23 protein-coding genes and 1 pseudogene are annotated in these 23,126 nt (G+C 71.9%); 13 read left to right on the forward strand and 11 right to left on the reverse strand.

What is annotated here, in order from left to right:
• Positions 1-102: 102 nt before the first annotated feature.
• From IE185_RS17680 to IE185_RS17690, 3 genes are all read left to right on the forward strand, one after another.
• The gene (locus tag IE185_RS17680; RefSeq protein ID WP_138896322.1) at positions 103-1,080 is read left to right on the forward strand and encodes a multicopper oxidase domain-containing protein; all 978 of its coding nucleotides are present in this window, start codon (positions 103-105) and stop codon (positions 1,078-1,080) included.
• Between the two features lie 99 nt (positions 1,081-1,179).
• Positions 1,180-1,413, forward strand: coding sequence for a WhiB family transcriptional regulator (locus tag IE185_RS17685; RefSeq protein WP_138896323.1), 234 nt, complete (start codon positions 1,180-1,182; stop codon positions 1,411-1,413).
• An 82-nt stretch (positions 1,414-1,495) separates the two neighbouring features.
• On the forward strand, positions 1,496-3,073 hold the full coding sequence (locus tag IE185_RS17690) for a GMC family oxidoreductase (RefSeq protein ID WP_189715480.1): 1,578 nt from the start codon (positions 1,496-1,498) through the stop codon (positions 3,071-3,073).
• A gap of 1 nt (position 3,074) precedes the next feature.
• Here IE185_RS17690 and IE185_RS17695 read toward each other — a convergent pair whose 3' ends face one another.
• The 4 genes from IE185_RS17695 to ssgD form a co-directional block, all read right to left on the reverse strand.
• Entirely contained in the window at positions 3,075-3,995 is a 921-nt protein-coding gene (locus IE185_RS17695; protein ID WP_229843570.1) for a chitosanase, read from the reverse strand.
• A 202-nt stretch (positions 3,996-4,197) separates the two neighbouring features.
• Positions 4,198-5,172, reverse strand: coding sequence for an acyl-ACP desaturase (locus tag IE185_RS17700; RefSeq protein ID WP_138908764.1), 975 nt, complete (start codon positions 5,170-5,172; stop codon positions 4,198-4,200).
• Between the two features lie 196 nt (positions 5,173-5,368).
• Positions 5,369-6,985, reverse strand: a complete 1,617-nt coding sequence (locus IE185_RS17705) for an ABC-F family ATP-binding cassette domain-containing protein (protein WP_138898365.1) — start codon at positions 6,983-6,985, stop codon at positions 5,369-5,371.
• A gap of 350 nt (positions 6,986-7,335) precedes the next feature.
• The gene (gene ssgD / locus IE185_RS17710) at positions 7,336-7,752 is read right to left on the reverse strand and encodes a spore wall synthesis regulator SsgD (protein WP_138898364.1); all 417 of its coding nucleotides are present in this window, start codon (positions 7,750-7,752) and stop codon (positions 7,336-7,338) included.
• A gap of 194 nt (positions 7,753-7,946) precedes the next feature.
• On the opposite strand from ssgD, the gene IE185_RS17715 reads away from it, so the two are divergent.
• A complete protein-coding gene (locus tag IE185_RS17715; protein ID WP_229843568.1) occupies positions 7,947-9,017 on the forward strand; it encodes a WD40/YVTN/BNR-like repeat-containing protein in 1,071 nt (356 codons plus the stop codon).
• A 55-nt stretch (positions 9,018-9,072) separates the two neighbouring features.
• Here IE185_RS17715 and IE185_RS17720 read toward each other — a convergent pair whose 3' ends face one another.
• Entirely contained in the window at positions 9,073-9,375 is a 303-nt protein-coding gene (locus tag IE185_RS17720; protein WP_138898362.1) for a YciI family protein, read from the reverse strand.
• Between the two features lie 33 nt (positions 9,376-9,408).
• Here IE185_RS17720 and IE185_RS17725 point away from each other — a divergent pair, with 33 nt between their 5' ends.
• Positions 9,409-10,110: an endonuclease V gene (locus tag IE185_RS17725; RefSeq protein ID WP_138908768.1), complete on the forward strand. Its 702-nt coding sequence runs from the start codon at positions 9,409-9,411 to the stop codon at positions 10,108-10,110.
• A 51-nt stretch (positions 10,111-10,161) separates the two neighbouring features.
• Positions 10,162-10,344, forward strand: a complete 183-nt coding sequence (mmpA, locus tag IE185_RS17730) for a morphogenic membrane protein MmpA (protein WP_138908769.1) — start codon at positions 10,162-10,164, stop codon at positions 10,342-10,344.
• Between the two features lie 99 nt (positions 10,345-10,443).
• On the opposite strand, the gene IE185_RS17735 is transcribed toward mmpA, so the two are convergent.
• On the reverse strand, positions 10,444-11,649 hold the full coding sequence (locus tag IE185_RS17735) for a saccharopine dehydrogenase family protein (protein ID WP_189715482.1): 1,206 nt from the start codon (positions 11,647-11,649) through the stop codon (positions 10,444-10,446).
• Between the two features lie 132 nt (positions 11,650-11,781).
• Between IE185_RS17735 and IE185_RS17740 the strand changes: the two genes are divergently transcribed.
• The 4 genes from IE185_RS17740 to IE185_RS17755 are packed head-to-tail and all read left to right on the forward strand — an operon-like array spanning position 11,782 to position 17,537.
• Positions 11,782-12,927, forward strand: a complete 1,146-nt coding sequence (locus IE185_RS17740) for a CaiB/BaiF CoA transferase family protein (RefSeq protein ID WP_189715484.1) — start codon at positions 11,782-11,784, stop codon at positions 12,925-12,927.
• Positions 12,924-14,066, forward strand: a complete 1,143-nt coding sequence (locus IE185_RS17745) for an acyl-CoA dehydrogenase family protein (protein WP_138898933.1) — start codon at positions 12,924-12,926, stop codon at positions 14,064-14,066. The genes IE185_RS17740 and IE185_RS17745 overlap by 4 nt, the downstream gene beginning before the upstream one ends.
• A 47-nt stretch (positions 14,067-14,113) precedes the next feature.
• A complete protein-coding gene (locus IE185_RS17750) occupies positions 14,114-15,328 on the forward strand; it encodes an acetyl-CoA C-acetyltransferase (protein WP_138898934.1) in 1,215 nt (404 codons plus the stop codon).
• Between the two features lie 34 nt (positions 15,329-15,362).
• Entirely contained in the window at positions 15,363-17,537 is a 2,175-nt protein-coding gene (locus IE185_RS17755) for a 3-hydroxyacyl-CoA dehydrogenase NAD-binding domain-containing protein (RefSeq protein ID WP_189715486.1), read from the forward strand.
• An 87-nt stretch (positions 17,538-17,624) separates the two neighbouring features.
• On the opposite strand, the gene IE185_RS17760 is transcribed toward IE185_RS17755, so the two are convergent.
• Entirely contained in the window at positions 17,625-18,353 is a 729-nt protein-coding gene (locus IE185_RS17760; RefSeq protein WP_138896423.1) for a MerR family transcriptional regulator, read from the reverse strand.
• Positions 18,354-18,472: 119 nt separating this feature from the next.
• On the opposite strand from IE185_RS17760, the pseudogene IE185_RS17765 reads away from it, so the two are divergent.
• A pseudogene (locus IE185_RS17765) lies at positions 18,473-18,577 on the forward strand (Appr-1-p processing protein); the annotation flags it as partial.
• Positions 18,578-18,603: 26 nt separating this feature from the next.
• Here IE185_RS17765 and IE185_RS33710 read toward each other — a convergent pair.
• The 4 genes from IE185_RS33710 to sph all read right to left on the reverse strand — a co-directional run bounded on the left by IE185_RS33710 (position 18,604) and on the right by sph (position 21,447).
• A complete protein-coding gene (locus IE185_RS33710; protein WP_268246668.1) occupies positions 18,604-18,711 on the reverse strand; it encodes a BBE domain-containing protein in 108 nt (35 codons plus the stop codon).
• Between the two features lie 6 nt (positions 18,712-18,717).
• Complete coding sequence (locus IE185_RS17770) at positions 18,718-19,191, reverse strand: hypothetical protein (RefSeq protein ID WP_229843569.1); 474 nt, start codon at positions 19,189-19,191, stop codon at positions 18,718-18,720.
• A complete protein-coding gene (locus IE185_RS17775) occupies positions 19,188-20,231 on the reverse strand; it encodes a cation diffusion facilitator family transporter (RefSeq protein WP_138896424.1) in 1,044 nt (347 codons plus the stop codon). Before IE185_RS17775 ends, IE185_RS17770 begins: the two co-directional genes overlap by 4 nt.
• Positions 20,232-20,433: 202 nt before the next feature.
• Positions 20,434-21,447, reverse strand: a complete 1,014-nt coding sequence (gene sph, locus IE185_RS17780) for a sphingomyelin phosphodiesterase (RefSeq protein ID WP_138896425.1) — start codon at positions 21,445-21,447, stop codon at positions 20,434-20,436.
• Positions 21,448-21,637: 190 nt separating this feature from the next.
• Between sph and IE185_RS17785 the strand changes: the two genes are divergently transcribed.
• Positions 21,638-22,102: a F0F1 ATP synthase subunit B family protein gene (locus IE185_RS17785; RefSeq protein ID WP_138896426.1), complete on the forward strand. Its 465-nt coding sequence runs from the start codon at positions 21,638-21,640 to the stop codon at positions 22,100-22,102.
• Positions 22,103-22,153: 51 nt separating this feature from the next.
• On the forward strand, positions 22,154-23,038 hold the full coding sequence (locus IE185_RS17790; RefSeq protein ID WP_138896427.1) for an oxygenase MpaB family protein: 885 nt from the start codon (positions 22,154-22,156) through the stop codon (positions 23,036-23,038).
• Positions 23,039-23,126 lie beyond the last annotated feature (88 nt).

The following is a 23,126-nucleotide window of genomic DNA, read 5'->3' on the forward strand; positions in this document are numbered from 1 at the left end:
ATGACCGGAATACCGCGAACTTTGTCCTTGGTGTGGATGAACGCGGACGCTCCCGCTACGGTGTGGCCGTCAATCTCCGATCCGCGCGTGGGGAGTTGGGCCATGGACAGACGAAGCTTCAACCGGCGGTTGCTGGCGGGCGGCGCGGTCGCCGCCGCCGGTGTGACATCGTTGTCGCTCGCGGAATCCGCCCCCTCGGCGGCGGCCGCCGAGACCCCGCCGAGAACCGCGCCGGCCGGGGGGCAGGTCCACCGGCTGAAGATGTACGCCGAGAAGCTGCCCGACGGGCAACTGGGTTACGGGTTCGAGAAGGGCAAGGCGTCGGTGCCGGGGCCGCTGATCGAGCTGGTCGAGGGCGACACCGTGCACATCGAGTTCGAGAACACGCTGGACGTGCCCGCCAGTCTGCACGTGCACGGCGTCGACTACGACGTGGCGAGCGACGGCACGAAACTGAGCAGAAGTCATGTGGAGCCGGGCGGGACCCGGACGTACACCTGGCGCACCCACCTGCCGGGGCGGCGCAAGGACGGCACCTGGCGGTCCGGCAGCGCCGGCTACTGGCACTACCACGACCACGTGGTGGGCACGGACCACGGGACCGGCGGTATCCGCAAGGGCCTGTACGGCGGGGTGATCGTGCGGCGCAAGGGCGACATCCTGCCGGACAAGACCTTCACCATCGTCTTCAACGACATGACCATCAACAACAGGCCCGGGCACCAGAGCCCCGACTTCGAGGCGACGGTGGGGGACCGGGTGGAGATCGTCATGATCACGCACGGCGAGTTCTACCACACGTTCCACATGCACGGGCACCGGTGGGCGGACAACCGGACCGGCCTGCTGACCGGGCCCGACGATCCGAGCCGGGTGATCGACAACAAGATCACAGGCCCGGCCGACTCGTTCGGTTTCCAGATCATCGCCGGGGAGCACGTCGGGGCCGGCGCCTGGATGTACCACTGCCATGTGCAGAGCCACTCCGACATGGGTATGGCCGGTCTGTTCCTGGTGGCCAAGCCGGACGGGACCATCCCGGGGTACGAGCCGCACCATCCGCAGGAGCACGGGCACTAGGTGCCGCGGTGGCGGTTTCTGGTGGCGTCGAGCGGCCGACGGTCGGTCGTTGAGCGGTCGTTGAGCGGACGTTGATCTCCGCCGGGAAGGGTGTGGCGCATGTTCACCACTACCGAAATCTCCTGGCAGGAGACCGCGTTGTGCGCCCAGGCCGGGCCCGAGTTCTTCTTCCCGGCCCCAGGCAGCTCCACCCGCGAGGCCAAGCAGCTCTGCGGCGCGTGTGAAGGGCGGGTGGCCTGCCTGGAGTACGCACTCACCAACGACGAGCGGTTCGGCGTCTGGGGCGGACTCTCCGAGCAGGAGAGACTGCGGCTCCGGCGCGGCTCGCGCTGAGCGGCCGCCCGGGCCCCCTGGCACGCGGACGGCGCGCCGTACATGCTGAAGGCCGCACCGTCCGCGAGCGGGGGGAGAGGCCGTGAGGGAGTACGACTACGTGGTGGTGGGCGCGGGTTCGGCGGGGTGTGTCCTCGCCGCCCGCCTCTCCGAGGACCCCGCGGTGCGCGTCGCGGTCGTCGAGTCGGGGGGCCGGGACCGCAGACCCGAGATCCGTATCCCCGCCGCCTTCCCCAAGCTCTTCAAGACGTCGTACGACTGGAACTTCCGCACCGCCGAGCAGCACGGGCTGGGGGGCCGCGAGCTGTACTGGCCGCGCGGTCATGTGGTGGGCGGCTGCTCGTCGGTCAACGCGATGATGTGGGTGCGGGGGCACCGCGACGACTACGACGCGTGGGGCGATGCCGCGGGGGACGCCTGGTCGTACGACGGGATCGAGCCGTACTTCCGGCGCGCCGAGCGGTGGACGGGGGGCGGGGAGGGGCGTTCCGTGTACGGGACACGGGGGCCCATGGTCATATCGCCGCCGCGTGACCCCAATCCCACCACCGCCGCCTTCCTCGACGCCTGCCGCCATGCCGGGATGGCCGAGCTGGCGGAGCTCAACGTGCCCGAACCCGACGGCTTCTCGCTGACCCCCGTCAACCAGCGCGCGGGGCGCCGGTGGAGCACGGCCGACGGCTACCTGAAGCCGGCCGCGCGGCGGCGGAACCTGGACATCCGCACGGGCGCCCGGGTACGCCGACTGGCCTTCGAGGGCGGGCGCGTCCGGGGCGTGGTGACGGAAGCCGGCACGGTGCTGCGCGCCCGGCGGGAGGTGATCCTCAGCGCCGGGGCCGTCGGGTCGCCGCACCTGCTGATGCTCTCGGGCATCGGGGACCCGGACCATCTTCGCGAGGCCGGTGTGCCGGTGCGGGCGGCCTCTCCCGACGTCGGACGGCACCTGCGGGACCACCTGTCCACGGCGGTCACCGTGCGCTGCCCGCTCCCGGTCACCCTGACGGGCGCGGACACGCTCGCCAACGTCGCGCGCTTCCTGCTGGCCGGGCGCGGGCCGCTCACCTCGAACGTGGGAGAGGCCGTCGCCTTCGTCCGCAGTACGCCGGACCTCGCGGCGCCCGACCTGGAGTTGATCTACGCCCCGGGGCCGTTCGTCGACCACGGCCTCACGCCGCCGGCCGAGCACGGCGTCACGATCGGCGTGATCCTGCTCCAGCCCGCGAGCGAGGGGCGCGTCAGCCTGGCCGGGGACCGGGTGGGCGTGGCTCCCCGCATCGACCCCGGCTACCTGACGGACGCGTCCGACCTGCGGCGTCTGGTGGCCGGTGTACGCCAGGCCGAGGCGCTGCTGGCGGACCGCGCGTTCGCGCCGTACACGGCGGGGCCCATGGCACCGTATCCGGGTGTCGTCGACGACGAGGCGCTGGCGCGGGCGGTCCGGGGGTCCGCCCAGACGCTCTACCACCCCGTCGGCACCTGCCGGATGGGCGCCGACGAGGGGTCGGTGACCGACCCCCGGCTGCGGGTGAGGGGGGTGGAGGGGCTGCGGGTCGTCGACGCGTCGGTGATGCCCGGGATCACCCGGGGCCACACGCAGGCCCCCACGGTGGCCGTCGCCGAGAAGGCGGCGGAGCTGATCCGCCAGGACGCGCGGGCGTAGCTCAGGACGCCGGGACGCGGAACGTCTCGCCGTACATCCGCCACACCAGCGGCGGTTCGAGGTCCAGGTTGCCGGCGCGCAGGAACTCGCGCTGCGCGGTGTCGATGCGCGAGGTGTCCTTGTGGGCCTTCTTCACCTTCATCACCGCGCGTCCGGCGTCCAGGAAGGCGTTCAGGTACGCCTGCTCCCCGCCGCCCTCGGCGACCGTCCGCGCGGACCTCATGGCCGCCTCGCGGATGCCGTAGAAGCCCTTGGGGCCGACGCCCGGGCCGTGCAGCACCATCGCGTCGTAGTAGACGAACTGGCCGAGTGTGCCGAGACCGTCCATCTTCGCCTGGCGGACCGCGGGCCGGAAGTAGATCCTGTCCCGGGTCTCGTCCTGCGCCCTGCGGAACGCCGGGCTCTCGGCGGCCTGTGCCCAGGCCGTGCGGAAGCCGGGGTCGAGGCCCTCGTGGGACGCGGTGCCGTCCACCGCGCGCAGGGCGGGCAGGTACGGGGCGAGCGGGTTGTCCGGGTGGTCCTCCGTGTAGCCCTCGACGAGCTGCAGCATGTCGTTGGTGCCCGAGCAGAAACCGATGACACCGGCGGTGTAGCCGCAGCCGTCGCCGATGTCCTCGATGGTGTCGTACTGACCGCGCCAGTCCAGGGTGGAGTTCTCCGCGCTCGCCACGATCTGCGAGGCGATCTCCTTCTTGGCGGGAGCCGCGAGACCGGCCGGCATCCGGGCGATCCGCTCGTCCACTTCCTTCTGCGCGCGTATCTCCTGGTCGGTCCGCTTCTCGGGCTTGCTCGTCGGCCCGCCCGTCGTCAGGTCGCCGGCCGAGGCGGGCACGTCTGAGACAGGGACCTGCGAGCTCTTGCCGCCGAAGACGAGGGAGACGGCGATGGCCAGCGGTGCGCCCACGAGCGCGAGACGGGTCAGAGGTTTCACGCCGCACAGCGTACGGGTCACCCCGCCGGGCGGCGCCGGTGCTCCCCGCCTCCGCCGGCGGCAGCCCGGCGAACGGGGCGGATCCCCGCCCCGGCCTGCCGAAACGGCTGCGCCGCCCCCCGGCGCGGGGCGTCGGTGACGCGGCCCGCGCCGGGGTGGCGGCTCAGCGGACGGCGGGTGGGCGCCGGCGGGGTCAGGAGGCGGCGCGGGCGGCCATCCGGGCCTTGCGCGCGGCCAGCTTCTCGTCGAACTTGCTCGCCTCGGCGTCCAGCCCGTTCATGTACAGGCCGAGCTCCTCCTGTGCCTTGAGCCCCTCCGGGCCGAGCCCGTCGATGTCCAGGACCTTCAGGTAGCGCAGGACGGGCTGGAGCACGTCGTCGTGGTGGATGCGCATGTTGTAGATCTCGCCGATCGCCATCTGGGCGGCGGCGCGCTCGAAGCCCGGCATGCCGTGTCCCGGCATGCGGAAGTTCACCACGACGTCGCGCACGGACTGCATGGTCAGGTCCGGAGCGATCTCGAAGGCCGCGCCCAGCAGGTTGCGGTAGAAGACCATGTGCAGGTTCTCGTCGGTCGCGATGCGTGCCAGCATGCGGTCGCAGACGGGGTCGCCCGACTGGTGGCCGGTGTTGCGGTGCGAGACGCGCGTGGCGAGCTCCTGGAAGGCGACGTACGCCACGGAGTGCAGCATCGAGTGGCGGTTGTCGGACTCGAAGCCCTCCGCCATGTGCGCCATGCGGAACTGCTCCAGCTTGTCCGGGTCGACGGCGCGCGAGGTGAGCAGGTAGTCGCGCATCACGATGCCGTGGCGCCCCTCCTCGGCCGTCCAGCGGTGCACCCAGGTGCCCCAGGCGCCGTCGCGGCCGAACAGGCTGGCGATCTCGTGGTGGTAGCTGGGGAGGTTGTCCTCGGTCAGCAGGTTCACGACGAGCGCGATCTTGCCGATGTCGGTGACCTTCGACTGTTCGGGCTCCCAGGCCTGTCCGTCGTCGAACTGGCCCGGGAAGTTCCGGCCGTCGGAGAACGGCACGTACTCGTGCGGCATCCAGTCCTTGGCGACCTTGAGATGGCGGTTGAGTTCCTTCTCCACCACCTCTTCCAGCGCGTACAGCAGTCGCGCGTCGGTCCACGCGTCCGAACTGCCGAGTTGGGGAGAGGTGATCGTCACGGGTGCTCCTGGGGACGGGGGCGGTGGGCAGAAATTACCTACGGCCTCGTAGGTTACGAGACCGTAGGTTAAACGGGTCGTAAGAGCTGAGCCAAGTCCCCGCTGGTAATGTCCCGATACCGTCTGTTATGTGCGCAGGTCGCGGCCGTATGCCGCGAGACATCTCACGCCCACCCTGTGCCCGAATCCCCGCACATCACTCCATAGCCGCAGTCGCTTCCTCCTCACGCCCCAGTTCCAGCCGCCGGGTGATCCCGAGCGACTCCAGGAACGGCTCGTCGTGGGACGCCACGATCAGCGCCCCCTCGTACGACCCCAGCGCCTGCGTCAGCCGGCGCACACTCGCCATGTCCAGGTTGTTCGTCGGCTCGTCCAGCAGCAGCAACTGCGGCGCCGGCTCGGCGAGCAGCAGTGCCGCGAGCGTCGCCCGGAACCGCTCGCCGCCCGACAGTGTCCCGGCCGGCTGATCCGCCCGCGCCCCCTTGAACAGGAAGCGCGCCAGCCCCGCCCGCACGGCGTTGTTGGTCGCCGAGGGCGCGAACCGCGCCACGTTCTCGGCGACCGTCAGCCCGTCGTCCAGCACGTCGAGCCGCTGTGGCAGGAAACGCAGCGGCACGTGCGCCACCGCCTCTCCGGAGACCGGCTCCAGCTCCCCGGTGATCGTGCGCAGCAGCGTCGTCTTGCCCGCCCCGTTGCGTCCCGTCAGCGCGATCCGCTCGGGGCCGCGCACCTCGAACTCCCCGGGGACCCCGGCCCCGTACCGCAGCCCGAGGTCACGCAGCGTCAACACCCCGCGTCCCGGGTGCACGATCGTGTGCGGCAGTACGACGTTGATCTCGTCGTCGTCGCGCACCGCGTCCACCGCCCCGCTCAGCCGCTCCTTCGCCTCCGCCAGCTTCTCGGTGTGCATGATGCGGTGCTTGCCCGCCGACTCCTGCGCGGCGCGCTTGCGGGCGTTCATGACGATCTTCGGCTCGCGCTTGCTGTCGTACATCTTCTGCCCGTACCGCTTGCGGCGGGCCAGCTTCACGTGTGCCTCGGCCAGCTCCCTCTTCTGCCGGTGCACGTCGGCCTCCGCGACGCGCACCATGCGCTCGGCCGCCTCCTGCTCGACGGCGAGTGCTTCCTCGTACGCTGTGAAGTTGCCGCCGTACCAGCGCACTTCGCCGTCCCTGAGTTCGGCGATCTGGTCGACACGCTCCAGGAGCTCACGGTCGTGGCTGACCACGATCATGACCCCCGACCACGCCTCGACCGCGGCGTACAGACGCTCCCGCGCGCGCCGGTCCAGATTGTTCGTCGGCTCGTCGAGGAGCAGGACGCCGGGACGGCGCAGCAGCAGCGCGGCCAGCCGCAGCAGCACCGACTCGCCGCCGGACACCTCGCCGATGGTCCGGTCGAGCCCGATCCGGCCGAGGCCGAGCTGGTCGAGGGTGGCGCGGGCGCGCTCCTCGACGTCCCAGTCGTCGCCGACGGCGGTGAAGTTCTCCTCGGTCGTCTCGCCCGCCTCGATCGCGTGCAGGGCGGCACGCGTGCCGGCGATGCCGAGGGCCTCGTCCACGCGTGTCGCGGTGTCGAGCACCAGGTCCTGCGGCAGGTAGCCGACCTCGCCGGCGACCTGGATCCTGCCGTCGACAGGCGTCAGTTCACCGGCGGCCAGGCGCAACAGGGTGGACTTCCCGGAGCCGTTGAGTCCGATGAGCCCGGTCCTGCCGGGTCCGACGGCCAGGTGGAACCCGTCGAAGACGGGCGTTCCGTCGGGCCAGTTGAAGGAGAGCGCGGAACAGCTGAGATGGGTGGGGAAGGTGGACAAGGGGCCTCCTGTTGCGGGAAACGAGCAAGGGCAACGGATGGAGACACCGGGGGCGCGGGACGACGTACGGCGGGAGAGTGTGACAGTCCTCGACCGGGAATCCGGAGGGCCGGGATCAGACCGGCCCGGGATCGGGCTGGGGACCAGCGGGAAGCCCGGTCGGGGGATGGGCGGCTCAAGTGCCGAGGTCGCACGCGGCGCGCACAGACAGAAGCTGTACGACACGGTGCCTCAGGACCTCAGACGAGCAACGTCCCACTCCGATCGACGACAACAGGGCCACGACCAAAGTACGTCGCGGCCCCGTGGGACGCCAACGGATTATTCGCGGTCCGGCCGCGTCCCGTCCGTCACAGCGCGTCGCGCAGCAGTTCCGCCAGGTCCTGGTCGACGTCGAGGTGCAGATGCTCGCCGCCGACGGGGACGAGCGCGTGCGTGCGCTTGAGGAAGCGGCGCAGGTCGGCGGTGCGGATGTGGACCATCGCGGTCCCCTCCGTGGCGTGGAACTCCAGCACGGTCCGGCCGTACCCGTACGGCCGGACCCGTACGTCGCCCACGCCGGCCCGCGACTCGATGCCCGCCTCCAGCAGTTCGCGGGCGAACGCCCAGGACACCTCGACGCCCTCCAGGGTGGCGGCGGGCGGGAAGGCCATGCGTACGGCGAACGGGTCCGAGCGGTTGTACCGCAGGGTCGCGGCGACCGTCTCCGCCCGGGGTGTCGACGAGACCAGACGGGCCTGCACGGCTTGCTCAATCACGGGAGGCAAGGCCTGCTCCCTCTCACGGTTCGGTTGATGCGTCCTGTCACAGGGTGAGACGTAAGAACAACGAAATCCGTGCATGCACTGGTGATGTGACCTGCGTCACTCGGTCGGGGCGCCGGGCGGCGACGCACCCTGGACGGCCTCGCGGGCGTGGGCTAGCTTCCAGCGCCATGAGGGGCATGGGGAAGACGAGACGAATGGTGTCGCTCGGACTGTGCGCGGCGGCGCTGGCCGCCGCCCTGGCCGCGCCGGCGCGGGCGGACGCACCCACCCGTGCGGAAGCACCGCGGGCGGCTGCCGCCTGGCGCCTGAAGGACACCGGCAGGAGCGACGTACGGTTCCGCGGCCTGGCGGCCGTCAGCCGGCAGGCCGCGTGGGTGGCGGGCTCCCGGGGCACGGTCCTGCGCACCAAGAACGGCGGCCGGAGCTGGCGGAACGTATCGCCTCCGGGCGCGCAGGGCCTGGAGTTCCGCGACATCGAGGCCTTCGACGGCCAGCGTGCGGTGGTGCTGGCGATCGGCGAGGGCGAGGCGTCCCGGATCCTGCGCACGGACGACGGGGGCGCGACCTGGACCGAGAGCTTCCGCAACGACGACCCGAGGGCGTTCTACGACTGCGTCACCTTCTTCGACAGCCGCAACGGGCTGGCGATGAGCGACCCGGTCGACGGCAAGTACCGCATCCTGTCCACCCGTGACGGGGGCAGGTCCTGGAGGGTCCTGCCGGACGCGGGCATGCCGGCCGCCCAGCCGGGCGAGGCGGGCTTCGCCGCGAGCGGCCAGTGCCTGGTCAGCGCCGGGCCGCAGGACGTGTGGCTGGCGACCGGCGGCGGGGCGACGGGCCGGGTGCTGCACTCCGCCGACCGCGGTCTGACCTGGACCGCCACCGAGACAGGCATTCCGGCGGGCGACCCGGCGCGGGGCGTCTTCGCTCTCGCCTTCCGCGACCGTCGCCACGGGATCGCGGTCGGCGGCGACTACCGGACGGGCGAGCCGTCGCCCCACGCGGCGGCGCGCACCGGCGACGGCGGCGGGACCTGGCGGCAGTCGGCCGCCCCGCCCCCGGCGTACCGCTCGGGCGTGAGCTGGCTGCCGCGCACCCGCTCCGGCGCACTGGCGGTCGGCCCCACGGGTACGGACCTCACGCGGGACGGCGGCCGCACGTGGCGGACGATCGACACGGGCTCGTACGACACGGTCGACTGCGCCCGGGACTCCGCCTGCTGGGCGTCGGGCGAGAAGGGGCGGGTCGCCCGGCTGGAGCGCTGAGGGCCGGGCCCGGCGGGGCGGCGCGGTGCACAGCTCCGCGGCGCCCCCGCCGGGTCTACGCCGAGGGCAACTGCTGCCGGTACGGGGCGAGGGCGGGCGCGGTCTTCGTCGCCACGAACTCGGTGATCCGGTACGCGCACACGCCCGCCACCGTGAACGGGTCCGCCGCCGCGATCTCCTCGATCCGCGCCCGGTCGTCCGCGACGGCCAGGATCACCCCGCCGTCACGCGGCTGCTTGCGCCCCGAGGCGATGAAGACCCCCGCCTCGTACTGCGCGTCCAGCCACTCCACGTGCGCCGCCAGCAGCTCGTCGACGCGCTCGACGGGCGCGGTGTAGGTCAACTCCAGTACGAACATGATCGCCAGGCTACCCCGTACGCTCTGACCACTATGAAGAGCCTGCGTTCCCCCGCCGACGAAGCCGAAGCCCGAGCCGTCCAGGACGAACTGCGCGGCCGCGTGGTGCTCGACGAGCCCGGCCCACCCCCCGGCGCCGGCCTGGTCACGGGTGTGGACGTGGCGTACGACGACGAGCGTGACGTCGTCGCCGCGGCGGCGGTCGTACTCGACGCCGCGACGCTCGCCGTAGTCGAGGAGGCCACGGCGGTCGGCCGCGTCGCCTTCCCGTACGTTCCCGGCCTGCTCGCGTTCCGGGAGCTGCCGACGGTGGTCGCGGCGCTCGAATCCCTGTCGGCGGACCCGGGGCTCGTGGTCTGCGACGGGTACGGCCTGGCGCACCCGCGCCGGTTCGGCCTGGCCAGTCACCTCGGCGTCGTGACGGGCCTCGCGACCATCGGCGTGGCCAAGAACCCCTTCACGTTCACCTACGAACAGCCGGGCCCGCGCCGCGGCGCCCAGTCGCCCCTCCTCGCCGAGGACGGCGAGGAAGTGGGTCGCGCGCTGCGTACTCAGGACGGCGTGAAGCCGGTGTTCGTCTCCGTCGGCCACCGGGTGAGCCTCGACAACGCCTGCGCGCACACCCTGCGTCTGGCCTCGGCCTTCCGGCTCCCGGAGTCGACGCGCGCGGCGGACACCCTGTGCCGGCGGGCACTGGGCGAGGCACTCGGTGCCGGTTTCGGAACAAGCACGTAACTGAGTAGGTGTACGGATGTTTGAACTGCCGTAATCGGACAGAGTGATCGTATGACGATGTATACGCACCCCGATTACCCCACGCACCCCACGCCGCCCCGGGCGGCCGAGTCGGTGACGGTCCACCGGGCCGGCCGGCGCACGAACCTGGTCATCCTGGTCGGCGGCCTGGCCGCGCTGGGCTGGACCGGGGGGATCATCTACACGCTCGCGGGCTGGTTCACCGGCCACTGACGGGGGCCGCACGCGTCACCCCCGGACGCGTCGCCCCCCGCCTTCCGGGCTGCCCCGCCGACAGCCACTGCCGTCGAGCTCCCGTGATCCCGCCCGCCGTCACCCCCGGACGGCCGCGACCCGGAACCTCAGCCCGGCCGCCGTCAGCCGCTCCAGCAGCGCGTCGCCCATCGCCACCGCCGTCGTCACCTGCCCCGAGGTCGCGGGCAGTTCGTCGAAGGCCAGGCACAGCACCGACTCGGCCAGCATCTTCGCCGTCTCGCCGTAGCCCGGGTCCCCGCCCGACACCTCGGTGAAGACCCGGCGCCCGCCGCCCTCGCCCACGAAGCGCACCGTGAACCAGCTCCGGCCCCTGCGCTCCGCGTCGGGACCCGACCCCGCCGCATACCGGTCCATGAGCCACGACCGCGCCGCCGGAACCTGGGCCAGCGCCGCGGCGGCCCCCACCGCCGCCACCCCGCCCACCGCGACCGGCAGCCACTTCACCGACGCGTAGTGCCGATAGCGGAAGTCCGGACCGTACCGCTCCAGCGCGGCCGCCGAGCGGGCCACCATCTGCGGGTCGATGGTCGGCAGCGGCAGCGCCCAGGTCCCCGTCTCGCGACTGCGCCGCACCGCGCCGATCGGGGCCCGCGCGCGCCGCCCCACGAGCCTCGGTTCGGCCGTCCGGCGCTCCCGCGCGGCCCGCAGCGTCTGCCGCCCGCGCCCCAGAGCGGTCATGGCGGACGCGAAGGTGCCGCCGGAGAACATCGCGTTGGAGCGGACGAAGCCGTCGATACGCAGCGGTACGCCCTCCGGCAGCTGCTGGACGGTGAAGTACACGCCGAGGTCGTGGGGGATCGAGTCGAAGCCGCACGCGTGCAGGATCCGCGCCCCGGTCTCCCGGGCCCGCGCGTCGTACGCCAGGTACATCCGGTCGGCGAACTCCGGCTCGCCCGACAGGTCCGCGTAGTCCGTGCCCGCGTCGGCGCAGGCCGCGACGAGCTCCTCGCCGTACCAGACGTAGGGGCCGACGGTCGTCGCCACCACGCGCGTACGGGCGGCGAGTTCGCGCAGCGACGCCGGGTCGGACGCGTCGGCGTACAGGACGGGAAGCGTCGCGCAGGCCGGATTGACCGCGACGAGCTGTTCGCGCAGCTTCTCCAGCTTCGCGACGGTACGTCCCGCTATCGCCCAGCGGCAGTCGGCGGGTGCGTGCGCGGCGAGGTACTCCGCGGTCAGCTCTCCGACGAAGCCTGTGGCCCCGAAGAGCACGATGTCGTACGGGCGATCGGTGTCGCCCCTGCGTGGAACCGTCTCGCTCATGGGGGCAGAGGGTAGCGGTGATCCCCGGCAAAAAGAACTAAGCGCTTGCTCGCCCGAAGGGCTTGTGCGGAGTGGAACACGTTCTTAGCATCATTGATGTTACATCAGTAGTGTCACAGCGCTGGGGGCTTGATGGCAGGGACAGGAAGCGGCCCGCTCCACGGAGTGCGCGTGGTGGAACTGGCGGGCATCGGCCCCGGCCCGTTCGCCGCCATGCTCCTCGCCGACCTCGGCGCCGACGTGGTGCGCCTGGACCGGCCCGACGGCGCGGGACTGGGCATCGACCCGGCGTACGACCTCACCAACCGCAACAAGCGCTCGGTGATCGTCGACCTCAAGGCGGCCGACGGCCCGGCCCGGGTCCTGGACCTCGTCGAGCGCGCGCACGTGCTGATCGAGGGCTACCGCCCCGGCGTCGCCGAGCGCCTCGGCGTCGGGCCCGACGCCTGCCTGGCCCGCAATCCGCGGCTCGTCTACGGGCGGATGACGGGCTGGGGCCAGGAGGGGCCGCTCGCCCAGCGCGCCGGACACGACATCGCGTACATCGCCCTCACCGGCACCCTCGGCATGATCGGCGCCGCCGGCGAACCGCCCACCGTCCCCGCGAACCTCGTCGGCGACTACGCCGGCGGCTCCCTCTACCTCGTCGTCGGCGTCCTCGCCGCCCTCCAGCACGCCCGCACCGAGGGCGGCCGCGGCCAGGTCGTCGACGCCGCGATCGTGGACGGCGCGGCCCACCTCGCCACGATGATCCACGGCATGCTGGCCGCCGGCGGCTGGCAGGACCGCCGGGGCGCCAACCTGCTCGACGGCGGCTGCCCCTTCTACGGCACCTACGAGACGTCCGACGGCCAGTACATGGCGGTCGGCGCGCTGGAGCCGCAGTTCTACGACCGGTTCACCGCCCTCCTCGGGCTCGACGACGCCCAGGCGGGCGCCCGCGCCGACATGGCCCGCTGGGACGAGCTGCGCGACCGGATCGCCGCCCGCTTCAGGGAGCGGACCCGCGACGAGTGGACGGCCGTCTTCGAGGGCTCGGACGCCTGCGTCGCCCCCGTCCTCTCCCTGCGCGAGGCTCCCGCCCACCCGCACCTCGCCGCCCGTTCCACCTTCGTCACCCACGGCGGCCTCACCCAGCCCGCGCCCGCCCCGCGCTTCTCGGCCACCCCGGGAGCCGTGCACAGCCCACCGGCCCTCCCCGGTGCGCACACGGCCGAGGTGGCGCGCGACTGGGACGTACCGAGCATCGAGAAGGCCGCCCGCAGGAGGCAGAGTTGAAACGTCGGATCTTCACCCCGGAGCACGAGGCGTTCCGGGAGACCGTGCGCACCTTCCTGGCCAAGGAGGTGACGCCGTACTACGAGCAGTGGGAGCGGGACGGCATCGTCAGCCGGGACGCCTGGCTGGCGGCGGGCAGGCAGGGGCTGCTCGGCCTCGCCGTGCCGGAGGAGTACGGGGGCGGCGGCAACGACGACTTCCGCTACAGCGCCGTACTGGCCGAGGAGTTCACCCGGGCGGGCGCCGCCGGGCTCGCCCTCGGCCTGCACAACGACATCATCGGCCCGTACCTCACCGGGCTCGCCACCGACGAGCAGAAGCGGCGCTGGCTGCCCGGCTTCTGCACCGGTGAGACGGTCACCGCCATCGCGATGACCGAGCCCGGCGCCGGCTCCGACCTCCAGGGCATCCGTACGACGGCCGAGGACCGGGGCGACCACTGGCTGCTCAACGGCTCGAAGACCTTCATCTCCAACGGCATCCTCGCCGACCTGGTGATCGTCGTCGCCAAGACGTCGCCCGAGGGCGGCGCCAAGGGCCTGTCCCTGCTCGTCGTGGAGCGCGGCGCCGAAGGGTTCGAGCGCGGGCGCAACCTCGACAAGATCGGCCAGAAGTCCCAGGACACCGCCGAACTGTTCTTCGACGACGTACGCGTCCCCAAGGAGAACCTGCTCGGGGAGCTGAACGGCGCCTTCGTCCATCTGATGACCAACCTCGCCCAGGAGCGCATGGGCATCGCGGTCGCCGGGATCGCCGCCGCCGAGCACCTGCTGGAGATCACCACGGCGTACGTCAAGGAGCGCGAGGCGTTCGGACGGCCGCTGTCCAAGCTGCAGCACATCCGCTTCGAGATCGCGGAGATGGCCACCGAGTGCGCCGTCACCCGTACGTTCCTCGACCGCTGCATCGTCGATCACTCGAACGGGGAACTCGACGCGGTCCACGCGTCGATGGCCAAGTGGTGGGCCACCGAACTCCAAAAGCGCGTCGCCGACCGCTGCCTGCAACTGCACGGCGGCTACGGCTACATGAGCGAGTACCGCGTCGCCAAGGCCTTCACCGACGGCCGCATCCAGACGATCTACGGCGGCACGACCGAGATCATGAAGGAGATCATCGGCCGTTCGCTCCTCGCCTGATCCGCCGGACCCCCTCGCTGTCACGTATCCCCCGAAAGGCTGCTGTCTTGAGTACCGAAGCGTTTGTGTACGACGCGATCCGCACCCCGCGCGGACGCGGCAAGGCCAACGGCGCCCTGCACGGCACCAAGCCGATCGACCTGGTCGTCGGCCTCATCCACGAACTCCGGGCCCGCTTCCCCGGGCTCGACCCGGCCGCCATCGACGACATCGTGCTCGGCGTCGTCGGCCCCGTCGGCGACCAGGGCTCCGACATCGCCCGGATCGCGGCCATCGCGGCCGGGCTGCCCGACACCGTGGCCGGCGTACAGGAGAACCGCTTCTGTGCCTCCGGCCTCGAAGCCGTCAACATGGCGGCCATGAAGGTCCGCTCCGGCTGGGAGGACCTGGTCCTCGCCGGTGGCGTCGAGTCCATGTCACGCGTCCCCATGGCCTCGGACGGCGGCGCCTGGTTCGCGGACCCGATGACCAACTACGAGACCGGATTCGTCCCGCAGGGCATCGGCGCCGACCTCATCGCCACCCTTGAGGGCTACTCGCGCCGCGACGTCGACGAGTACGCGGCGCTCTCCCAGGAGCGGGCCGCCGAGGCGTGGAAGGACGGCCGTTTCGCGCGCTCCGTCGTCCCCGTCAAGGACCGCAACGGGCTGACCGTCCTCGACCACGACGAGCACATGCGGCCGGGCACCACCGCGGACTCCCTCGCCGGGCTGAAGCCGTCGTTCGAGATGATCGGGGAGCACGGCGGCTTCGACGCCGTGGCGCTCCAGAAGTACCACTGGGTCGAGAAGATCGACCACGTCCACCACGCGGGCAACTCCTCCGGCATCGTCGACGGCGCCGCTCTCGTCGCCATCGGCTCGCAGGCGGTCGGCGAGCGTTACGGCCTCACCCCGCGCGCCCGGATCGTCTCGGTGGCGGTCTCCGGCTCCGAACCGACGATCATGCTGACCGGCCCCGCGCCCGCGACCCGCAAGGCACTCGCCAAGGCGAACCTGACCATCGACGACATCGACCTGGTCGAGATCAACGAGGCGTTCGCGGGCGTCGTACTGCGCTTCGTCAAGGACATGGGCATCTCCCTCGACAAGGTCAACGTCAACGGCGGCGCCATCGCCATGGGCCACCCCCTGGGCGCCACCGGCGCGATGATCCTCGGCACGCTCATCGACGAGCTGGAGCGCCGCGACCAGCGGTACGGCCTGGCCACGCTGTGCGTCGGCGGCGGCATGGGCATCGCCACCGTCATCGAGCGTCTCTGACCGTCCCGTCCCACCCTCACGGAGAAGAAAACTCATGAGCGAGAGCACCACCATCCGCTGGGAACAGGACGAGACCGGTGTCGTCACCCTCGTCCTCGACGACCCCGACCAGTCCGCCAACACCATGAACCAGGCGTTCAAGGACTCCATCGCGGCCATCGCCGACCGCGCGGAGGCCGAGAAGGACTCGATCCGCGGGATCGTCTTCACCTCCGCCAAGAAGACCTTCTTCGCCGGCGGCGACCTCAAGGACATGATCAAGGTCGGTCCGGAGAACGCCCAGCAGGCCTTCGACACCGGTACGGCGATCAAGCGCTCCCTGCGCCGCATCGAGACGCTCGGCAAGCCCGTCGTCGCCGCCATCAACGGCGCGGCCCTCGGCGGCGGCTACGAGATCGCGCTCGCCTGCCACCACCGCGTCGCCCTCGACGCGCCCGGCTCCAAGATCGGCCTGCCCGAGGTCACGCTCGGCCTGCTCCCGGCGGGCGGCGGCGTCACCCGCACGGTACGCCTCATGGGCATCGCCGACGCGCTCCTCAAGGTCCTGCTCCAGGGCACCCAGTACAGCCCGCAGCGGGCCCTGGACAACGGCCTGGTGCACGAAGTCGCCGCCACGCCCGAGGAGATGCTGGCCAAGGCCCGCGCGTTCATCGACACGAACCCCGAATCGCACCAGCCCTGGGACGTCAAGGGCTACAAGATCCCCGGCGGCACCCCCGCCAGCCCCCGCTTCGCCGCGAACCTGCCCGCCTTCCCGGCCAACCTCAAGAAGCAGACGGCAGGCGCCCCCTACCCGGCCCCGCGCAACATCCTCGCGGCGGCCGTCGAGGGCTCGCAGGTCGACTTCGAGACCGCGCTGACCATCGAGGCCCGGTACTTCACCGAGCTGGTCACCGGGCAGATCGCCAAGAACATGATCCAGGCGTTCTTCTTCGACCTCCAGGCCGTCAACTCCGGTGCGAACCGCCCCCAGGGCATCGACCCCCGGCCCGTCCGCAAGGTCGCCGTCCTCGGCGCCGGGATGATGGGCGCGGGCATCGCGTACTCCTGCGCCCGCGCCGGAATCGAGGTCGTCCTGAAGGACATGACGGCCGAAGCCGCGGCCCGGGGCAAGGCGTACTCCGAGAAGCTGCTGGCGAAGGCCCTGTCGCGCGGCCGTACGACCGAGGCGAAGCGGGACGCGCTGCTCGCCCTCATCACGCCGACCGCCGACCCCGCCGACCTGGCGGGCTGCGACGCGGTGATCGAGGCGGTGTTCGAGGACACCTCGCTCAAGCACAAGGTGTTCCAGGAGATCCAGGACATCGTCGCACCGGACGCGCTGCTGTGCTCCAACACCTCCACACTGCCCATCACCGGCCTGGCCGAGGGCGTCGCGCGCCCCGTCGACTTCATCGGCCTGCACTTCTTCTCGCCGGTCGACAAAATGCCGCTGGTCGAGATCATCAAGGGTGAGCGGACCGGCGACGAGGCGCTGGCACGCGCCTTCGACCTCGTACGCCAGATCAAGAAGACCCCGATCGTCGTCAACGACTCGCGCGGCTTCTTCACCTCGCGCGTCATCGGCCAGTTCATCAACGAGGGCGTCGCCATGGTCGGCGAGGGCATCGAGCCCGCGTCCATCGAACAGGCGGCGGCTCAGGCCGGCTACCCGGCGAAGGTCCTGTCCCTGATGGACGAGCTGACGCTCACCCTCCCGCGCAAGATTCGCAACGAGACGAAGCGGGCGGTCGAGGAAGCGGGCGGCACCTGGCCGGGCCACCCGTCGGACGCGGTCATCGACCGCATGGTCGACGAGTTCGGGCGTACGGGCCGCAGCGGCGGGGCCGGCTTCTACGAGTACGGCGAGGACGGGAAGCGCACGCGCCTGTGGCCGGGCCTGCGCGAGCACTTCGCGAAGCCCGGCGCGGAGATCCCCTTCGCCGACATGAAGGAGCGGATGCTCTTCTCCGAGGCGCTGGACACCGTGCGCTGCTTCGAGGAGGGCGTGCTGACGTCGGTCGCCGACGCCAACATCGGCTCCATCATGGGCATCGGCTTCCCGGCCTGGACGGGCGGCGCGATCCAGTACATCAACGGGTACGAGGGCGGCCTGCCCGGCTTCCTGGCCCGCGCGCGCGAACTGGCCGCGACGTACGGCGAGCGCTTCACGCCGCCCGCGCTGCTGGTGGAGAAGGCCGAGCGGGGCGAGAAGTTCAGCGACGCGTAACGCGCTCCCGCTGCCGGCGCCGGGGTCCCCGCCGGGGCCCCGTGTGCCGGGCGGCGGGCCATCCGGCCCAACGAGGCGGCCGGCCTCTCACTGCGCGGTGAACGCCGCGCGCAGTTCTTCCTTCAGCGACCGCTGGAACGCTGTCACCAGGGCCTGCACCACCATCGGCTGCATATGGGCCGACAGCGACTTCATCGCCTTCACGTGCTCGGGGTCCGACTCCCGCTCGCGATAGGGCCCCCACACCTCGTCCTTGAAGAGCGTGGTGAGCGCGTGCGCCGCCGACCGCGTGTGCTCCAGCAGGACCGTGCGGGCCGCGAGGATCGTCTCGTGGGCTATCGGAACGCCGAGCAGCTGTACGCCGAGGGCCAGCAGCCCGGGGTCGACCCGGAAGGCGTCGGGGGAGTCCGCCCGTTCCAGGACGTTCATCGCGGCGAGCCGGTCGATGTCCTCCTCCGACAGTGCCCGGCCCGCCCTGCGCTCCAGCTCCGCACGTGTCGCGTCCTCCGCCGAATCCGGCGCCCAACTCGCCACCAGCCCACGGTGTATCGCCAGATCGTGCGCACTCAGATCGGCCGGCAGCTGCTCCAGGTAGCGCTCGATCGCGGCGAGCGTCATGCCGTGGTGCTGGAGCTCCTCGATGAGGGCCAGCCGCGACAGGTGGGCGGGCCCGTAGTGGCCGACCCGGCGCGGGCCGATCACCGGCGGCGGGAGCAGACCGCGCGTGCTGTAGAAGCGAACCGTGCGCACCGTGACCCCGGCCCGTGCGGCCAGCTCGTCTACCGTGAGCGTCGGCTCCTCGGTGTCCGTCGTCATGTCCGCCCCTCGCTTCCCGCCGCCGTGCTTGTCCACAGTGCAACAGTATTGCTGTCTCACCATTGTTGTGAAAGTGCCCGGCTTCTCCCGCCGTCAGTGGTGGCCCGTACGGACGTGCCATGTCCGCGACCACGTACGTACGGGGAGACGACACCGCGCCGCAGGGCACGGGCGTCAAGATCATCGCGCATGTCTGCAACGACCTGGGCGGCCGGGGCAGGGGCTCGAAGGGAGTGATGGTCCCCGGACGCTAGGGCGCCGCCAGCACGGTCACGGACTGCGCGTGGCGGAAGATGTTGTGCGGGTCCCACAGCTTCTTGGCCCGCTGCAGACGCTTGTAGCTGCCCTTGTAGTACAGCTGGTATTACGACTGGCCCGACGTGTTCAGGCGCTGGACGTCGAGGAGGTCGACGTCCGGGTAGTTGATGTAGCAACCGTCGGTGTTCGCGTTCTTCGTCGCGGGGAACGCCGGATCGGCCACGGCCGGGACCCCGCCGGTCGGCCCGTACACGTCCTGGTAGAAGTTCCTGATCCAGCGCAGATGCGGTGCGGCGATCCCGGAGTCCTTCTCGGCGTCGCGGTAGTCGAGGACCCCGTTCCTGTCGGCGTCGGTGTCCCAGGTCCAGTACGCCTGGTACTGGAGCTTCAGGACCGAGGAGCGCTGCGGCACCGCGGTGTCCTCCGCTCCCACCGTGTTGATCGCCCCACCGTAGGAGTCGACCTGGACCAGGGCGTCGGGGTTGCTGTAGTCCGGATCGGTGAGGTGGCGGTGGATCGCGTCGATCCGGTGCTCGGTGAACCCTAGAGTTACGATCTCGTTCGGGTGAATGTGCGTCACTGGACGGCGTGGTGGGCCAGCGGCTCGTGGGGGTCCGGTGCGGACGGCTGAGGGGCGTGGTCCACGTGGACCGTGGCGCCCGCCAGCCGGTGCACCGTGTGCAACAGCGCGTGCTCCGCCGCGACCGCGACCGCGTGCGCCTGCACCACCGTCAGCCCGGGGTCGACCACCACCGAGGTCTCGGCGCGCAGACTGTGCCCGATCCACCGCATCCGCACGGCGCCCACCGCCCGTACCCCCTCGACGTGCGCCAGCGCGTGCTCGGCCTCGTCCACCAGCGCCGGATCCACCGCGTCCATCAGCCGGTGCCACACCTCGCGCGCCGCGCCGCGCAGCACCAGCGTGATCGCGGCCGTGATCAGCAGCCCGATCAGCGGGTCGGCGTAACGCCAGCCGAGCGCCGAGCCGCCAGCGCCGAGGAGCACCGCGAGGGACGTGAAGCCGTCGGTGCGGGCGTGCAGCCCGTCGGCGACCAGCGCGGCGGAGCCGATCCTCCTGCCGGTGCGGATACGGGCCCGCGCCACCCACTCGTTCCCCGCGAAGCCGATCAGGCCCGCCGCGGCGACGGCCGGGAGGTGGCTGACCTCCTGCGGGTCGAGCATCCGCCGCACGGCCTCGTACCCGGCGAACACCGCGGAGGCGGCGATCACCAGCACCACGAACACCCCCGCCAGATCCTCGGCGCGCCCGAAGCCGTAGGTGTAGCGGCGCGTCGCCGCCCGCCGCCCCAGCAGGAAGGCGACGGCGAGGGGCAGCGCGGTCAGGGCGTCGGTGGCGTTGTGGACGGTGTCGCCGAGCAGCGCCACCGAACCGGACAGCGCGACGACGACGGCCTGGGCGACGGTGGTAGCCGCCAGAACGGCGAAGGAGACCCACAGGGTCCGCAGTCCGGCCGCCGACCCCTCCAGCGCGGAGTCGATCCGGTCGTGGGAGTGATGGTGGTGGTGTCCGTGTCCGTGTCCGCGGCCTCGCCGGCGTCCCTCCGCGTGGTCGTGTCCCTGACCGTGCCGGTGGCCGCTGCCCTGTCCGTGACCCGTCATGTCCACCACCGTGACACACCGACACCCCTGCGGCCACTGCCGAAGAACGGCCTGTGACCAGGTGCGAACCGCTCGCGTTTACGCCCCGCGCGCCCCCTCCGGCCCGTCCCTTCCAGCGCTCTGCCCACACCGGAGGGACGGGCCGGACCGGACGAGCCGGACACGACGACTCCTCAGCCGACGCGATGCCCCGCCCGTACGGTCAGCGGGCGCTCGCCACGACCGGGTAGTGGTCGGACAGGTTCGTGTACGTGTACTGCTTGCCCCAGCTGGAGACGGTCCAGGGCGCGCTCTGTTCCTTGATCACCTCGTTCGTCCAGCCCGCCGGCTTCACGTGCCCGGCCCGGTGCAGGACATAGTCCAGGTCCTCGCGCGGGTCGTCGGGGTAGCGCTCGGAGGCGATCGAGTTGTCGGCGGTGTCGAAGGAGTACGGGTGGCCGGTGCGCGCGTCGTCGCCGGTCAGGCCGCCGTCGGCGAGCGTCGTGGCGTACTCCGGGCTGTGCGAGTCGACGTTGAGGTCACCCGCGACGATCACCTGCTCGGAGGCGGGGATGTTCTTGCCGTCGAGGAAGGCGTCGATCGCCTTGAACTGCCGGCTGCGCGTCTGCGCGGCCTCGCCGGCGCCGCAGCCCGGGTCGGTGGACTGGGCGTGCGTGCCGACGACGTGGACCCGGGTGCCGTTCACGTCCAGTACGGCGTACACGAAGCCCTTGTTGGAGTACCAGTCGGCGCCGCACGCGTCCTTGTAGACGTACTGCTCCTTGCGGACGACCGGCCACTTGCTGAGGATCGCGACCCCGCCGTCCTCCGGAGTCGTGGCGGAGTACGAGCCGCCGGTCGCGTCCCAGCCCGTCCTGCTGCGGCCCATCACCGGCGTCTGGTGCGGGTACTGCGCGGCGGCGTTGCTCTTCAGCGCGTCGGAGGCACCGTTGTCGAAGGCCTCCTGGACCACGACGACGTCGTTGCCGCGGAAGAACGGGGCCGCCGGTATCGCCTTCGCGCGGTGGTCCTGGCCCCAGTTCGGGTAGAGGTTCTTGCTGAAGAGGAAGGTGTTGTACGACAGCACCTTCAGCGAAGGCACCGCGGCCGAGGCGGAAGCGGCGGCCGGGGCGACCGGTGCCGCGGAGACCTGCGGGGCCGTCGCGGCGAGCGCGGCGGCCGCCAGTACGGTGGCGAGGGCTGCGCCAGGGGTGCGGCGGAGCGCGGAGTGCGGCACTGGGACTCCCGTGGTGAGTGGGGGCAATGATCGGCGCGGCACATCAAATCAGCCTGAGTTACCTTCCGGTAGCCATTGGATGGCGAACGCGCGGCGCTCCGCACACGATCTCCCCAACTCCCGTTTCCCACGGGATTGGTGCACTTGTGCGACGGGGTAGATCCCGGGCATGAACACTCCGTTGATTCCTATGGACCTGGGTCCCCTCAACCCCCGCTTGTCGGAGCTCGTCGTCGCCTTCGTCACCTTCGGCGCCGTGGTGTGGGCGCTCTCCCGTGTCCTCCTGCCCCGTCTCGAACGCGTCCTGGCGCAGCGCGAGGCGATGACCGGCGGACGCGAGAAGGAGGCCGAGGAGCTGCGCGCCGAGGCCGCCCGCGTCCGCGCCCTGTACGACTCCGCCATGGCCGACGCCCGGCGCGTCGCCGCCAGGGCCCGCCAGGAGGCGCACGAGGAGGGCGCGGCCCTGATAGCCGCCGCCCGTGCGGACGGCATGCGCCTGCGCGAGCAGATCCTCGCCGACGGGGCCGTGGTCATAGCGGCCGAGCGGGCCGCGGCCGAAGCCGTACTGCGCCCGTACGCGGAGGGCCTCGCGCGAGACCTGGCCGGCCGGATCCTCGGTGAGCCCGTGCCCGCCCCGGCCGACGGCCGCCCCTGAGCCGGGGCCGGGCATCCCCGGCCGCGCCCCGCGCGAACGCATACTGGAGGCATGAAGATCAGCGAGCGGGACCCCGCGCCGCCTCCCCCCGGCGGTGTCCTGTGGTCCGTCGCCGGTGACGTGCGCGCGCTGCTCATGCTGCCCGCCGCGCTGACCCTTCAGGTCGCGCGCCCGGCCGTCGGCGCGGGCGTCGACCAGCACTCGGTCTTCCGAACGGACCCGTGGGGGCGCGGCGAGCGGTCCCTGCGCTCCCTCCAGTTGTGGGTGTACGGGGGAGAGGCGGGCGCCGAGGAGGGCCGCCGGCTCCGGCGGCTGCACCGGACGATCCAGGGCTCCGACGCGCACGGCCGCCCGTACCACGCGCTCGACCCGGCCCACTACTCCTGGGTCCACGCCACCGGGTTCCCCTGCTACCGGCACGCGCTGCGCCATCTCTGGCGGCCGCTCACCGAGGCGCAGGAGCGGCAGCTGTACGCCGAGTGGCTCCAGGTCGGCCGGATCCTCGGGATCAGCGACCGGGACATGCCGCAGACCGTCGAGGAGTTCTGGCCGTACTACCGCAGGATGCTGGCCGAGGAGGTGGAGGCGACCGTCGTCGTGCGCGAACTGATCGCCACCGACGCCCCGGTGCCCGCCCCCGACCGGGGACCGCTGCCGGTGCGCCTGGTCCTGCGGGCCCTGTGGCCGGTGCTGCTGCCGCCGCTGGCCCGCTTCCGGGCGTTCGTCGCCGTCGGCTACCTGCCGCCGGACGCGCGCGAGGCGCTGGGCTTGGAGTGGAGCGACGCGCGGGAGCGCAGGCTGCGCCGCTTCAGCCGCGTCGTACGCACCCTGGTGCCGCTGCTGCCGGAGCGGCTGCGCTACCTGGCCCTGGCGCGCGAAGCCAGGGCGCGGCGCCGGAACGAGGCCGCCCGCCTCGACCGAGAGCGCTCTCAGTAATCCACTCGGAGCATGCTCCCGCACCCGCCGATCCGTCAACACTTGAACAGGCGATGGCTCAGCGCGTCGGCAACTCCCGTCTGTGTCA

The sequence above is a fragment of the Streptomyces chryseus genome (assembly GCF_014650755.1).
GTDB lineage: Bacteria > Actinomycetota > Actinomycetes > Streptomycetales > Streptomycetaceae > Streptomyces > Streptomyces chryseus.

Coding starts and splice junctions, on each gene's coding strand:
- IE185_RS17760 (WP_138896423.1), bottom strand. CDS start 18,353: ATGACGACGGACACCGAGGAGCCGACGCTCACGGTAGACGAGCTGGCC.
- IE185_RS17775 (WP_138896424.1), bottom strand. CDS start 20,231: ATGACGGGTCACGGACAGGGCAGCGGCCACCGGCACGGTCAGGGACAC.
- IE185_RS17755 (WP_189715486.1), top strand. CDS start 15,363: ATGAGCGAGAGCACCACCATCCGCTGGGAACAGGACGAGACCGGTGTC.
- IE185_RS17685 (WP_138896323.1), top strand. CDS start 1,180: ATGTTCACCACTACCGAAATCTCCTGGCAGGAGACCGCGTTGTGCGCC.
- IE185_RS17740 (WP_189715484.1), top strand. CDS start 11,782: ATGGCAGGGACAGGAAGCGGCCCGCTCCACGGAGTGCGCGTGGTGGAA.
- IE185_RS17790 (WP_138896427.1), top strand. CDS start 22,154: ATGAAGATCAGCGAGCGGGACCCCGCGCCGCCTCCCCCCGGCGGTGTC.
- IE185_RS17680 (WP_138896322.1), top strand. CDS start 103: ATGGACAGACGAAGCTTCAACCGGCGGTTGCTGGCGGGCGGCGCGGTC.
- IE185_RS17715 (WP_229843568.1), top strand. CDS start 7,947: ATGGTGTCGCTCGGACTGTGCGCGGCGGCGCTGGCCGCCGCCCTGGCC.
- IE185_RS17735 (WP_189715482.1), bottom strand. CDS start 11,649: ATGAGCGAGACGGTTCCACGCAGGGGCGACACCGATCGCCCGTACGAC.
- IE185_RS17785 (WP_138896426.1), top strand. CDS start 21,638: ATGGACCTGGGTCCCCTCAACCCCCGCTTGTCGGAGCTCGTCGTCGCC.
- IE185_RS17725 (WP_138908768.1), top strand. CDS start 9,409: ATGAAGAGCCTGCGTTCCCCCGCCGACGAAGCCGAAGCCCGAGCCGTC.
- mmpA (WP_138908769.1), top strand. CDS start 10,162: ATGACGATGTATACGCACCCCGATTACCCCACGCACCCCACGCCGCCC.
- IE185_RS17720 (WP_138898362.1), bottom strand. CDS start 9,375: ATGTTCGTACTGGAGTTGACCTACACCGCGCCCGTCGAGCGCGTCGAC.